The 13,802-nt window shown below is 60.3% G+C and carries 10 protein-coding genes and 6 tRNA genes; 2 read left to right on the top strand and 14 right to left on the bottom strand.

Going from position 1 to position 13,802, the window contains the following annotated elements:
* Positions 1–80: 80 nt before the first annotated feature.
* Complete coding sequence (gene pbpG / locus AB5Y99_RS09820; protein WP_005343009.1) at positions 81–908, top strand: D-alanyl-D-alanine endopeptidase; 828 nt, start codon at positions 81–83, stop codon at positions 906–908.
* A gap of 332 nt (positions 909–1,240) precedes the next feature.
* On the opposite strand, the gene AB5Y99_RS09825 is transcribed toward pbpG, so the two are convergent.
* From AB5Y99_RS09825 to pncC, 12 genes are all read right to left on the bottom strand, one after another.
* Positions 1,241–1,317 (bottom strand) — tRNA-Arg (locus AB5Y99_RS09825).
* A 28-nt stretch (positions 1,318–1,345) separates the two neighbouring features.
* Positions 1,346–1,422, bottom strand: a tRNA-Arg gene (locus AB5Y99_RS09830).
* A 28-nt stretch (positions 1,423–1,450) separates the two neighbouring features.
* Positions 1,451–1,527, bottom strand: a tRNA-Arg gene (locus AB5Y99_RS09835).
* Between the two features lie 25 nt (positions 1,528–1,552).
* Positions 1,553–1,629 (bottom strand) — tRNA-Arg (locus AB5Y99_RS09840).
* Positions 1,630–1,729: 100 nt separating this feature from the next.
* A tRNA-Arg gene (locus tag AB5Y99_RS09845) sits at positions 1,730–1,806 on the bottom strand.
* Positions 1,807–1,809: 3 nt separating this feature from the next.
* Positions 1,810–1,902 (bottom strand) — tRNA-Ser (locus AB5Y99_RS09850).
* 213 nt (positions 1,903–2,115) lie between these two features.
* Positions 2,116–2,304 (bottom strand): carbon storage regulator CsrA, encoded by a 189-nt coding sequence (gene csrA, locus AB5Y99_RS09855; RefSeq protein WP_005336053.1) that lies wholly within the window; start codon positions 2,302–2,304, stop codon positions 2,116–2,118.
* Between the two features lie 103 nt (positions 2,305–2,407).
* On the bottom strand, positions 2,408–3,646 hold the full coding sequence (locus tag AB5Y99_RS09860; protein ID WP_005336054.1) for an aspartate kinase: 1,239 nt from the start codon (positions 3,644–3,646) through the stop codon (positions 2,408–2,410).
* A gap of 16 nt (positions 3,647–3,662) precedes the next feature.
* Positions 3,663–6,287: an alanine--tRNA ligase gene (gene alaS / locus AB5Y99_RS09865; protein ID WP_323893647.1), complete on the bottom strand. Its 2,625-nt coding sequence runs from the start codon at positions 6,285–6,287 to the stop codon at positions 3,663–3,665.
* 295 nt (positions 6,288–6,582) lie between these two features.
* Positions 6,583–7,092, bottom strand: a complete 510-nt coding sequence (locus tag AB5Y99_RS09870; RefSeq protein ID WP_043822097.1) for a regulatory protein RecX — start codon at positions 7,090–7,092, stop codon at positions 6,583–6,585.
* A gap of 44 nt (positions 7,093–7,136) precedes the next feature.
* On the bottom strand, positions 7,137–8,201 hold the full coding sequence (gene recA, locus AB5Y99_RS09875) for a recombinase RecA (RefSeq protein WP_368209611.1): 1,065 nt from the start codon (positions 8,199–8,201) through the stop codon (positions 7,137–7,139).
* An 80-nt stretch (positions 8,202–8,281) separates the two neighbouring features.
* Positions 8,282–8,773 (bottom strand): nicotinamide-nucleotide amidase, encoded by a 492-nt coding sequence (gene pncC, locus AB5Y99_RS09880; protein ID WP_216956522.1) that lies wholly within the window; start codon positions 8,771–8,773, stop codon positions 8,282–8,284.
* 322 nt (positions 8,774–9,095) lie between these two features.
* Here pncC and mutS point away from each other — a divergent pair, with 322 nt between their 5' ends.
* Entirely contained in the window at positions 9,096–11,615 is a 2,520-nt protein-coding gene (mutS, locus tag AB5Y99_RS09885) for a DNA mismatch repair protein MutS (RefSeq protein WP_216956903.1), read from the top strand.
* Between the two features lie 90 nt (positions 11,616–11,705).
* On the opposite strand, the gene AB5Y99_RS09890 is transcribed toward mutS, so the two are convergent.
* Positions 11,706–12,569, bottom strand: coding sequence for a patatin family protein (locus AB5Y99_RS09890; RefSeq protein WP_005357796.1), 864 nt, complete (start codon positions 12,567–12,569; stop codon positions 11,706–11,708).
* A gap of 277 nt (positions 12,570–12,846) precedes the next feature.
* The gene (locus AB5Y99_RS09895) at positions 12,847–13,746 is read right to left on the bottom strand and encodes a hypothetical protein (RefSeq protein WP_368209613.1); all 900 of its coding nucleotides are present in this window, start codon (positions 13,744–13,746) and stop codon (positions 12,847–12,849) included.
* Between the last annotated feature and the right edge of the window lie 56 nt (positions 13,747–13,802).

Genomic DNA, 13,802 nt, shown 5'->3' on the forward strand with positions numbered 1-13,802 from the left:
GTCCCGCTCGGCCCTTGTAAAGCCGGGGTAAAAATGAGTGAATCTAGCGCCTTTTTTTGGATGGGAACGGAGTCGGTTGTATGTGGTGTCGGATTCGCGCAGCAGCGCTGGTTGTCGGGTTGATGGGAATACTGGGATTGCCTGCGGTCAGCGCGGCACCCAACCCTGCCAAACTGGAAGTACGCTCGAGCAGCGCCCTGGTCGTGGATGTAAAAACGGGCAAGACGCTCTACCAGAAGAATGCCACCAAGGTGCGTCCCATCGCCTCCCTCACCAAACTGATGACAGCGCTGGTGGTGCTGGATGCCAAGCAGAATCTCAACCAGACCATCACGGTCGATAAGAACGATCTGGATCGGGTCAAACACACCCACTCCCGCATCCGCATGGGCACCAAGGTGACCCGCCGCGACGCCCTGCATCTGGCGCTGATGTCCTCCGAAAACCGGATGGCCTCGGCACTGGCGCGTCACTATCCGGGCGGTCGCAGCGCCTTCGTGCGAGCCATGAACAACAAGGCCAGACAGCTGGGTATGCGTAATACCCACTTCTACGACTCCACCGGCCTCTCCACCCGCAACGTCTCTACCGCCCAGGATCTCGGCAAGCTGGCTGCCGCCGCCTACCGTCAGCCGCTGATCCGTCAGTTCACTCAGGATGAGAACCGGGAGATGCGCTTCAGCGCCCCCGCCTACAGCCTGATGTTCAACAACACCAACCCGCTGGTGAAAAACCCGGATTGGGACGTGCGCCTCTCCAAAACCGGCTTCACTGACGAAGCGGGGCGCTGTCTGGTGATGCGCGCCAAACCGGACAGCCGCGAGCTCGCCATCGTGCTGCTCAACTCGGTGGGCAAACGCACCCCCATCGGCGATGCCAACCGCATTCGCAAATGGCTGAAAAGCTGAGTCAATATCTCGACACAAAAGGATGCTGCGGCATCCTTTTTTATTGCCTGCAGAACGCCTCTGCAGGCCTTGCAGGATGTTGATAGCCAAACCCTGAGTAATGAGCTGCGCGCAGTCCCCACAGCAACAGCAGGCATACAGCCCGCTTGCAGATGAGGCAAAGGCTTGTTCCGTTCAGAAGAACGCGGCTCAATAACAGAAGAGGTATAAAAGAGGACAAGAACAGACAGGCAGGAGGGTGACCCGGCCGCCACAGCGAACGCGGATCCACACGACAGGGGTAAATATCGCTCATAAAAAAACAGCCCCGACCGACGTCGAGGCTGTCTGTATGGTGCGCCCGAGAGGATTCGAACCTCTGACCACCTGGTTCGTAGCCAGGTACTCTATCCAGCTGAGCTACGGGCGCTCATAAACTTTTGATACTGCTCGAAAAATGGTGCGCCCGAGAGGATTCGAACCTCTGACCACCTGGTTCGTAGCCAGGTACTCTATCCAGCTGAGCTACGGGCGCTCACAAACTTTTGGTACTGCTTGAAAAATGGTGCGCCCGAGAGGATTCGAACCTCTGACCACCTGGTTCGTAGCCAGGTACTCTATCCAGCTGAGCTACGGGCGCTCATAAATCGTTGAGTCGTTTTAAATGGTGCGCCCGAGAGGATTCGAACCTCTGACCACCTGGTTCGTAGCCAGGTACTCTATCCAGCTGAGCTACGGGCGCCCTGTTTTAAAACGATAAAAAAAGCTTACTTATCAGTAAGCCTTTTCCAAAGTGTCGACTTGCTTATGGTCAACACATGACTCTTGCTTGAGTCGTAATATGGTGCGCCCGAGAGGATTCGAACCTCTGACCACCTGGTTCGTAGCCAGGTACTCTATCCAGCTGAGCTACGGGCGCAAATGGCGGAGAAGGGGGGATTCGAACCCCCGATGCGGGTATAAGCCGCATACTCCCTTAGCAGGGGAGCGCCTTCAGCCTCTCGGCCACCTCTCCGTTTGCGGGGCTGATAATACTTCACAGGGATTTTTAGTCAAACACTTTTTTGGAGAAAAAAGTGCGTTCGCTCAGCATTTGGTCAAAGCGTGGAATATTCAAACAATATCGGCACTTATCCCGCAGTTTCGCGCCCTGCAGGGCAATTTCAGGGGGCCGGAAAAACAAAAGGCGACACATGAGGTGTCGCCTTGTCACAGCCATGAAAGTGGCTTAGAAGCCCGGTTGGCCCGGAACTTTCTCGGCCTGGATGCGCTGGTAGATCTCTTCGCGGTGCACGGAGACCTCTTTCGGCGCGTTAACACCGATACGGACCTGGTTGCCTTTAACGCCCAGTACGGTGACAGTCACTTCATCACCAATCATCAGGGTTTCCCCAACACGACGAGTCAAAATAAGCATTCGCTTGCTCCTGTATCCTGTTTTGTTTTTATATCGATATGCGACATTATCTAACAAAGATACCGATATGGTAAATGGTTGAAACTAAATCAATCAGAGATTGTTAGCCCAAGGGCTGCTCTTGCGGTGCCTGATCCAACCCGAAAGCAGCGTGCAGGGCTCGCACCGCCAGCTCCAGATACTTCTCGTCAATCACCACAGAGATTTTGATTTCAGAGGTCGAGATCAACTGCATGTTGATCCCCTCCTCGCCCAATACCTTGAACATGGTGCGCGCAACACCGGGATGGTTCCACATGCCGACACCGACAATGGAAACCTTGGCAATTTCGCCATTGCCCTGCACGCAGGAGGCGCCAAGTTCGGTGGCGGTCTCCTCCAGCAGTGCCCGGGCGCGGCGATAGTCGTCACGATTCACCGTGAAGGTGAAGTCGGCGGTGCCATCTCCCAGGGTGTTCTGCACAATCATGTCGACATCAATGTTGGCGTCGCTGATCGGATTCAGGATCTGCGCGGCAACGGTTGGTCTGTCCGGCACGCCCAGAATGGTCAGGCTGGCCTCGTTGCGGTTAAAAGCGATCCCGGATACCAGGGGAGCTTCCATCCTATCACCTCCATATGTGATTAAGGTTCCCTCTCCATCGATAAAGCTCGACAGCACCCGCAGCGGGACGCGGTACTTGCCCGCAAACTCCACCGAGCGGATCTGTAGCACCTTGGCGCCGAGACTGGCCATCTCCAGCATCTCCTCGAAGGTGATGGTGTCGAGACGACGCGCCTTGGGTTCGATGCGCGGATCCGTGGTGTATACCCCATCCACATCGGTAAAGATCTGGCACTCATCGGCCTTGATGGCCGCCGCCACGGCAACCGCCGTGGTATCCGAACCGCCGCGGCCCAGAGTCGTGATGGCGTTATGCTCGTCACGGCCCTGGAAACCGGCGATCACCACCACCTTGCCCGCAGCCAGTTCGGCATGAACCAGCTCGGTGTCGATGTGGGTGATGCGCGCCTTGCCATAGGCGGAATCGGTGTGAATCCGTACCTGATCACCGGTCATCGAGACCGCAGGACAACCGCGTTTGTTCAACGCGATCGCCAGCAGCGCTATGGTGACCTGCTCACCGGTGGAGACCAGTACATCCATCTCCCGCCGGTTGGCATCAGGATCCAGCTGCTGGGCCATGCCCAGCAACCGGTTGGTTTCGCCCGACATGGCGGAGACAACCACCACCACGTCGTGTCCCTGGGCGCGGGTCTGCTCGACCCGCTCAGCTACCGCCTCGATCCGCTCCAGTGTGCCGACCGAGGTGCCGCCGTACTTCTGTACATAGAGTGCCACAGATCACCTCGCCCGATTACAGGCGCTCTTCCAGCCAGGAGTGAACGGATTGCAGCGCTGCCGGCACCGCCTCAGGCTGGGTACCACCCGCCTGTGCCATGTCCGGACGGCCACCGCCCTTGCCACCCACCTGCTGGGCAACCAGATTGACCAGCTCACCGGCCTTGACCTTGCCGGTCAGGTCGTTGGTGACACCGGCGATCAGGTTGACCTTGCCGTCGGCACAGGTTGCCAGCAACACAACACCGGACTTCATCTGGTTCTTCAGCTCGTCCAGCATGCCGCGCAGGGATTTCGGATCGGCCCCTTCCAGCGCTGCAACCAGCACCTTCTGACCGTTGATCTCGATCACCTGACCCAGCAGGTCGTTACCGGCCTGAGCGGCCAGTTTGGCCTTGAGCTGCTCCAGCTCGCGCTCCATCATCTTGGCCTTGTCCAGCATCTGGCGAACCTTGTCGGCGATGCAGAACTGGTCGCCTTTCACCAGGGCAGCAGCCTCTTCGATCTGCTCGCCAACCTGATGCATGAAGTCGATGGCCGCTTTGCCGGTCACCGCTTCGATACGGCGCACGCCAGCAGCGATACCGCTCTCGGCGATGATCTTGAAGAAGCCAATATCACCGGTGCGCTTGGCGTGAGTACCGCCGCACAGTTCGGTGGAGTAGTCGCCCATGCGCACCACGCGCACGTCGTCTTCATATTTCTCACCAAACAGCGCCATGGCACCGGCGGACTTGGCCGCTTCCAGATCCATCAGCTGGGTGGTGATTTCGTGGTTGGCGCGGATCTGGTTGTTGACCAGCTCCTCGACCCGGCGAATGGTCGCCATGGTCAGCCCCTCGAAGTGGGAGAAGTCGAAACGCATGCGCTCGGCCCCAACCAGAGAACCTTTCTGGGTGACATGCTCGCCCAGTGCCTGACGCAGGGCAGCGTGCAGCAGGTGAGTCACGGAGTGGTTCAGGGCGATGGCCTGACGACGGTCAGCGTCAACCACGGCTTCCACTTCGGCGCCCTTCTCCAGGGTGCCCAGCTCCATGTAGCCCTTGTGGATGATCGCCTTGCCCGCTTTCAGGGTGTCGGTCACGGCAAAGATGCCGTCGTCCACTTTCAGGGTACCGCTGTCGCCAATCTGGCCGCCGGACTCGGCGTAGAAGGGGGTCTCTTCCAGCACGATGACCGCTTCGTCACCGGCGATAAGACCGCTCACCTCTTCCACACCCTTGTAGATACCGACCACGCGGGTACGCTCGGTGAGGGTCTTGTAACCGGTGAAGGGGGTCTCGAAGTCGAGCTTGAGCATCTCGTTGTAGTTCACGCCGAAGCTGGACGCTTCCTTGGCACGAGCACGCTGCTTCTCCATCTCGACCTTGAAGCCCTCTTCGTCGATGCCGATCTCGCGCTCGCGCACCACGTCGGCAGTCAGGTCGGCCGGGAAGCCGTAAGTGTCATAGAGCTTGAACACCACTTCGCCCGGAATAACCTTGGCATCGCCCAGGTTGGCCAGAGCGTCTTCCAGCAGCAGCAGACCGCGATCCAGAGTGCGGACGAACTGCTCCTCTTCGATGCGCAGCACGCGCTCGACCAGCGGCAGCTGGGCGATCAGCTCGGCAGCGACATCCTTCATCTGCACTGCCAGCTCGGCAGCCAGTTTGTAGAAGAAGACATCGGTAGCGCCCAGCTTGCGACCGTGACGCACGGCGCGGCGGATGATGCGGCGCAGCACATAGCCACGGCCTTCGTTGGACGGCATCACGCCATCTGCCACCAGGAAGGCGCAGGAGCGGATATGGTCAGCGATGACGCGCAGAGACTGGTTGCTCAGATCGGTAGTACCGACAATCTCGGCCGCTTTCTTGATCAGCGCCTGGAAGATGTCGATTTCGTAGTTGGAGTGGACACCCTGCATGATGGCGGAGATACGCTCCAGCCCCATGCCAGTATCCACGGACGGACGCGGCAGCGGCTCCATGGTGCCGTCAGCCTGACGGTTGAACTGCATGAAGACCACGTTCCAGATCTCGATGAAACGGTCGCCATCCTCTTCCGGTGAACCGGGACGGCCACCCCAGATGTGATCGCCGTGATCGTAGAAGATCTCGGTGCAGGGACCGCACGGACCGGTATCGCCCATCGCCCAGAAGTTGTCGGAGGCGTACGGAGCGCCCTTGTTGTCACCGATGCGCACGATGCGATCAGCCGGCACACCGACCTCTTTTTCCCAGATGTCGAAAGCTTCATCGTCAGTCGCGTAGACGGTCACCAGCAGGCGCTCTTTCGGCAGTTGCAGCACCTCGGTCAGGAAGCCCCATGCAAACTTGATGGCATCCTGCTTGAAGTAGTCACCGAAGCTGAAGTTGCCCAGCATTTCGAAGAAGGTGTGGTGACGAGCGGTATAGCCGACGTTTTCCAGATCGTTGTGCTTACCACCGGCACGCACGCAACGCTGGGAAGTCGTCGCGCGATTGTAGGCACGCTTGTCTGCGCCAAGGAACACGTCCTTGAACTGGTTCATACCCGCGTTGGTAAACAACAGGGTCGGGTCGTTATGCGGTACCAGCGAGCTGGAGGAGACAACCTGGTGCCCCTGGGAACGGAAATACTCGAGAAACGCAGCGCGAATCTCTGACGTGGACATATACATGGAAAATCCTGCTTGATTCGAATACGGACTTTTAACCGCATTAATGTAAGTTTTCTGCGGGGTAAAGTAAAACGGACAGGGCCACCACGGGCGAAAAAGCGCACATAAACGGGCCAGATAAGAGCGCCGCTGCCCACAGTGGCTTTTTTCACTGTCGAGAGGCAAAAAAGCAGCGCATAAAGAGGGATGAGATGAACAAAAGGCCGCTTTTTCGGGATTGTGCGCGCAAGCTACTGAACGGGCAGGAAAAACCTGCCATAAGGAGAGGTGAAACGACGTTTGCCACGCAGTGGCGTTACTCCTCCCGCTCCTGCAGGGCAGAGATAGCGTAACGTGCCTGATCCTGGGTAAAGCCGCGCCCCAGCAGATACTTGAGCCACTTCATCCGCAGCTTGAAATCCGCCAGATCGGCCACCCGGGCGCGCCGTTCGAGCAGGGCAAACGCCAGTTCGAACCAGTCCAGCTCCGGCTGATCGAACGCGGCATCAATCTGCATATCGTCGAGCCCCTTGCGGCGCAGATCGAAGCGGATCTTGATGGGGCCATGGCCCTTGGCGGCACCGGCACGTACAGCCATACCGCCGTAACGTTCGTCATTGACCCAGTTGTAACCGCGGCAGTAGTCGACCACCGCCTCGATCACCTCTTCATTGAAGCCCTGCTGGCGCAGCCGGTTGGCCAGCTCTGACTCGGCACTCTCGCGACGGGCCAGACTGCGCATGGCATAAGCACGGGCAGCGGCCAGCTGCTCGGCAAAGGTCGGTTCGGCAGGCTCGACCGGTTCGGTAACGGATTCATCAACCATCATAAATAACAAGGCCGGGTATCAACCCGGCCTTCCTTTGTTCCTTATTCGAACTCTTGTTCGCTTTCGGCATCGAACTCGTCTGCCTCAACCGGAGCAGCCTTGTCATCGACAGGCACTGTGCCGGAGAGCAGCAGCTCGCGTAGACGAGCCTCCACTTCACCAGCCATCACCTTGTTCTCGGCGAACAGCTTCATCACGTTGGCCTTGCCCTGACCGATCTTCTCGCCGTTGTAGCTGTACCAGGCACCGGCCTTGTCGATCAGCTTGTGCTTGACGCCGAGATCCACCAGCTCACCCTCTTTGGAGATACCGGCACCGTAGAAGATCTGGAATTCAGCCTGCTTGAAGGGCGGGGCAACCTTGTTCTTGACCACTTTAACGCGGGTCTCGTTACCGACCACTTCGTCGCCTTCCTTGATGGCGCCGATACGACGGATATCCAGACGCACGGAGGCGTAGAACTTGAGCGCGTTACCACCAGTGGTAGTCTCCGGGCTACCGAACATGACGCCGATCTTCATCCGGATCTGGTTGATGAAGATGCACAGGCAGTTGGCGTTCTTGATGTTGGCAGTCAGCTTGCGCAGTGCCTGGGACATCAGACGGGCCTGCAGGCCAACGTGGGAGTCACCCATCTCGCCTTCAATTTCCGCTTTCGGGGTCAGGGCTGCCACGGAGTCGACGATAATGACGTCAACCGCGTTGGAGCGAACCAGCATGTCGCAGATCTCCAGCGCCTGTTCACCGGTATCCGGTTGGGAAATGAGCAGGTCGTCGACGTTGACGCCCAGCTTGGCAGCATAGATGGGGTCGAGGGCGTGTTCCGCATCGACGAAGGCACAGGTTTTGCCCTTCTTCTGGGCTTCCGCGATCACCTGCAGGGTGAGGGTGGTTTTACCGGAAGATTCCGGGCCGTAGATTTCGACGATACGGCCACACGGCAGACCGCCAATGCCCAGCGCCACGTCCAGCGAGAGGGAACCGGTAGAGATGGCTTCTATATCCATGGTCTTGCTGTCGCCCAGACGCATGATGGAACCTTTGCCGAACTGCTTTTCAATCTGACCCAGCGCAGCCGCCAGTGCCTTCTGTTTGTTCTGATCCATGCCAATCTCCGCTGGAAATCGTGAGTAAGAAGTGAAGTTGGGCTAAGTATACTGTCTATTCATACAGTATCAAGCCCAATTTATCTAAGCAGGGCCAACAGACCCGACAAGGCCTGTCTCACCGCCTGCTGGCGCACCTGTCGGCGATCCCCGTCGAAGCGGGCGAGCAGGGAGTGGTGACGGCCGTTGCGGTCGGTCCAGGCGAACCAGACGGTGCCTACCGGCTTGCCCTCGGTGGCGCCGCCGGGGCCGGCGATGCCACTGATAGCAACGCTGATGGAGGCAGACGAGTGCGCCAGCGCGCCGCGGGCCATCTCCAGCACCACGGCTTCACTCACCGCACCGTGCTGTTCAAGGCTATCGCTGCTCACCCCTAACATCTGCTGCTTGGCCTCGTTGGTGTAGGTGACAAATCCGCGATCGAACCAGCCGGAGCTGCCCGCGATGTCGGTGATGGCGCTGGCCACCCCGCCGCCGGTACAGGATTCGGCGGTCGTCGCCAGCCAGCCCCGCTGACCGAGGGCCCGTCCCAGCTCGATGGCAAGGTGCTCTATCTCTGCATCCAGTTTCATCACGACTCCTTCTGATCCGCTCAAGAGGCACATTATGCGATCCCGCTAGCGCCGCCCGCAACCACGGCTGACCGCCCTTGCCTGCCGCAATGTGCGGTGCCGCACCTGTGTCATGCCTTCAATAGTGCAGAACAACCGCGCCCGGAACACCCGCTCCCCCGTCGCAGCGCTTATGTGTAGAATGGCGCCATCAAGCTCAAGGCTCATCACCGCAGACATTGGCCCGCAGAGGCCCCTTCTGGAACAGAACATGACCGCACAACACCAAGCCAGCGGCGCCACAAGCTCCGCTCCCGGCGCCAATCTGAGCGCCCACACGCCCATGATGCAGCAGTACCTCGGCCTCAAGGCCGAGAACCCGGAGATCCTGCTGTTCTACCGGATGGGCGACTTCTACGAGCTGTTCTATGACGATGCCCGCAAGGCCTCCCAGCTGCTCGATATCTCCCTGACCAAGCGCGGCCAGTCGGCCGGCAGCCCCATCCCGATGGCGGGTGTTCCCTATCACGCCATCGAGGGCTATCTGGCCAAGCTGGTGCAGCTTGGCGAATCCGCCGCCATCTGCGAGCAGGTGGGGGATCCCGCCACCAGCAAGGGGCCGGTGGAGCGCAAGGTTATTCGCATCATCACCCCGGGCACCGTCTCCGACGAGGCGCTGCTCAGCGAGCGACAGGACAACCTGATCGCCGCCGTCTACCACGATGGCCGCCGCTTCGGCTATGGCACCATGGACATCGGCTCCGGCCGCTTCTTCATCAACCAGTTCGAGAAAGAAGAGACCCTGCTGGCAGAGCTGCAGCGCACCAATCCGGCCGAACTGCTCTACCCGGAATCCTTCGAGTTTCTGCACCATATCGAGGGCCGCCGCGGCCTGCGTCGCCGCCCGGAGTGGGAGTTCGAGCTGGGCACCGCTCGCAAGCTGCTCTGCCAGCAGTTCGGCACCCAGGATCTGGTGGGCTTTGGCGTCGACAAGAGCGAAACCGCCCTGTGCGCCGCTGGCTGCCTGATGCAGTACGTCAAGGACACCCAACGTACCGCCCTGCCCCACATCCGCAACGTGCGCCTCGAGCAGCCGGATCACGCGGTCATCATGGATGCCGCCACCCGCCGCAATCTGGAGCTGACCCAGAATCTGGCTGGTGGCTATGAAAATACCCTGGCCGAGGTGCTGGATCGCACCGCCACCCCCATGGGCAGCCGGCTGCTCAAGCGCTGGATCCACCAGCCGATCCGCGATCGGGTGATCCTGAAAGGTCGCCAGAGCACCATCAAGGAGCTCATTGAGCAGAACCTCTACGACGAGTTGGGCAACCTGCTGCGTCAGGTGGGTGATGTGGAGCGGGTGCTGGCCCGTCTCGCCCTGCGCTCGGCCCGTCCTCGCGACCTCACCCGCCTGCGTCAGGCCTTCGCCCAGTTGCCCGAGCTACAGCGCCTGCTGGCGGACAACGAGCACGAAGCGGTCCAACAGCTGGCCGAGCGGGCCAGCACCTTCCCCGAGCTGCTCGACCTGCTGGAGCGCGCGGTGATGGAGGTGCCGCCGGTGCTGATCCGCGATGGTGGCGTCATCCGTGACGGCTTCAATCAGGAGCTGGACGAGCTACGGGATCTCGCCAACGGCGCCACCGCCAGCCTCGCCCGCATCGAAGAGCGGGAGAAGCTGCTGACCGGCATCAACACCCTCAAGGTGGGTTACAACAAGGTGCACGGCTTCTATATCGAGGTGAGCCGCGCCAACAGCCATCTGGTGCCGGCCCACTACATCCGCCGTCAAACCCTCAAGAACAACGAACGCTACATCATCGATGAGCTGAAGAAGTACGAGGACAAGGTACTCACCGCCCAGTCCCAGGCGCTTGCGCTGGAGAAACGGCTCTACGAAGAGCTGCTCGATGCCCTGCTGCCCCACCTCGGCGATCTGCAGGATTCTGCCGCCGCACTGGCGGAGCTGGACGTGCTGGCCAACCTGGCCGAGCGGGCCGAGACCCTCGACTACCGCTGCCCCACCCTCATTGACGAAGATCAGATCCTGATCGAGGCGGGCCGCCATCCGGTGGTTGAGCAGGTGATGACAGACCCCTTTATCGCCAACCCCATCAGGCTGGAGCGGGAGCGGCGGATGCTGATCATCACCGGCCCCAACATGGGCGGTAAATCGACCTACATGCGCCAGACCGCGCTGATCGTGCTGCTGGCCCATATCGGTGCCTTCGTCCCCGCCGACAGCGCCCGCATCGGCCCCATCGACCGCATCTTCACCCGCATCGGGGCATCGGATGATCTCGCCTCCGGCCGATCCACCTTTATGGTGGAGATGACCGAGACCGCCAACATCCTCAACAACGCCACCGCCCGCAGTCTGGTGCTGATGGACGAAATTGGCCGCGGCACCAGCACCTACGACGGCCTCTCGCTGGCGTGGGCCTGCGCCGAGCAGCTGGCGAGCAAGATTGGCGCCTACACCCTGTTTGCCACCCACTACTTCGAGCTGACCCGCTTGCCGGAGCTGATGAGCGGGCTGGCCAACGTCCACCTGGATGCGGTGGAGCACGGCGACACCATCGCCTTCATGCATGCGGTGCAGGAGGGGGCGGCCAGCCGCTCCTACGGTCTGCAAGTGGCGGCGCTGGCGGGGGTACCCAAATCGGTGATCCAGCAGGCCCGTCACAAACTGCACGAGCTGGAGAGTGCCACCCCGGTCGCCGCAGGTGAAAGCCGCCCGGCTCCGGTGACTCTCGCCCCGCAGCCTCATCCGGTGGTGGAAGAGCTGGAAGCGGTGCGCCCGGACGAGCTCACCCCCCGTCAGGCACTGGACCTGCTCTATCGCCTCAAGCAGATGCTGTAATCAACGACTGCCGCACAAGCATGCAAAAGGGGAACCGCGAGGTTCCCCTTTTTATGTTCAGCGCATCATATTCAGCACCCGGCAAACCAGTCAGGCCACCGCTCGCGCCTCTCCACGGGCCCGCAGCAGGCTCTGGCGCCCCTGCCAGTAACCCTGCAGATAGCCGGACTCCAGCTTGACCGGATCCTGGGTAAAACGGGAAACCATGAAATCGGCCGGTGGCGCGATCACCTCGATCTCGCAATCGGCAGGGGGATTGGCGATGAAATCGAGCGCCCGGTTGTAGGCGCGATCCCGCTCCAGCATGGCTTGCGCCAGCGCAGGCTGGGTTTTCAGCAAGGCTTTGACCATCCAGCAGAAACGGGCCGGCTTCTTGCGATATCCCCAGGGCTCCGACAGCACCACCGTCATCCGCCGCGCCCCGCGCCGATAGGCCTCGATCACCGGAATGGAATCGCTGATGCCGCCATCGGCCATCGGGCGACCATCGACGCAGGGGGTATCGTGCTGCACCACCGGCAGGGCGCAGGTAGCGGTCAGCACCTCATCCATGTTGTCGGGCCGCACCGGCAGATAGATGGCCTTGCCGCTCGCCACATCGGTCGCCACCGCGTAGAAGGGAATGTCGCGGGCGCAGAAGGTGTCGAGATCGAGCGGGAAGCGATGGCGACTGGCTTGCCACAGCCAGCCGATGTCCACCAGATCGCCCCCTTTGACGAAACGCAGGGGATCGAGAAACCGGGAGCTGCAAGCCAGCTCGGTGATGATGTGGTGACTGCGGCGCGGCTGCTCGCTCAGATAGGAGACCAGATTGGTGGCACCGGCCGAGACGCCCATGACGAAATCGAACGGGTAGTGGTGACTTTCGACAAACGCATCGAGCACGCCGCTGGCAAAGATGCCGCGCATCGCGCCCCCTTCGACAATCAGGGCGCAAGAGTGGGGATTAAACATAACAAGGCTCCGTCAGCTGTAATACCTGCCGGGATCGATCCCGGCCCAGTGATGGACGCCTTCATGCAGAACATCAAGACGCCGCAGCAGGACGATTCAGGCTCACTCACACAAGCCAGAAGCGGGCAGGAGCAAACCTGAACCGTGAAGCGACCCCCAGTATATGCAGCGCACCAACCTTCAAAAAATGAATTTAAATAATAAAAAACATGCCTTTTTGGCATGACTTGGTTCATCAGCAGAGACGGCCCTTTATCCGGGAACAGCACCATCAGGATCAAGGCAGCCCGGGCCCGAACGTCCCGTCGACGGGGTTGTAGTGGTAGGCCCGATAATCAAAATCCACCTTATCCAAGCGCGGATTGGCCAACTCGAACAACAGGCGTCTGGGGAGCTGTGCCTGATCGAGGGAAGGTTTGAAGTGGCGCAGCCAGAGCTGTTGCAGCGAGCCATCCCGCCACGCCAGCTTGAGCCCGACCGAGATGCGGCGGATGGCGGCCTGATTATCCTTGTGGGTGTAGAAGAGGTGGAGGAAGGGATAGTGCAGCGCCACTCGCCGATCCACGGTGAGGCCGGGCAGATCACTGTGCTGCTCCTGCTCGATAAAGAGCTCGTTGGCCCCGCGGCAGAAGAGGTCGATGCGACCGCGAGCCACCAGCTTGAACAGCCGCTCGTAACCGTCGATCTCCTGCACCTTGAAACCCCCATGACGCAGGATCTCAGCATCCTGCCAGCCACGCCCCTGCCCGTGCAGAAATTGCTGCAGCTCGGCCAGGGTATTGACCCTTGCCACCGCATCGGCCTGCTGCGGACTGACAAAGCAGATGCGATAACCGAGGATGCCCAGCTCCACCGGAAAACGGACGTAATCCAGCGCTCCGCTCTCTGCGGCCGGACGCAGACTGTCGGCCACAAACAGATTGGGGTATTGCTGAGTCTGCACAATCTGTCGCATCCGGATACGGTTCATCGGCGGCGCGGTTCGCAGCTCGTAGTCACCGAAGCTGTCGCGGGTCTTCTCCAGCGCCAGCTGCAACAGATCGCGAAAATAGAGGGTACGCAAGTCCCGATCGCTCTCGGGGCTGATGTGAGTGATGACGTCGCTCGCCCGTAGGGGAGTGGCAAGGAGGGAAAGGCTGCACAGCAGCAAGCAGGAAGCGAGGCGATGAAAGGTCATACTGCTCATCCCGGAAATACAGGCTCACTAGAGTGTAGCGCCGGGACGAGCCGCCT

It is taken from the genome of Aeromonas sp. R4-2 (genome assembly GCF_040908295.1).
In the GTDB taxonomy this organism is placed as follows: domain Bacteria; phylum Pseudomonadota; class Gammaproteobacteria; order Enterobacterales; family Aeromonadaceae; genus Aeromonas; species Aeromonas veronii.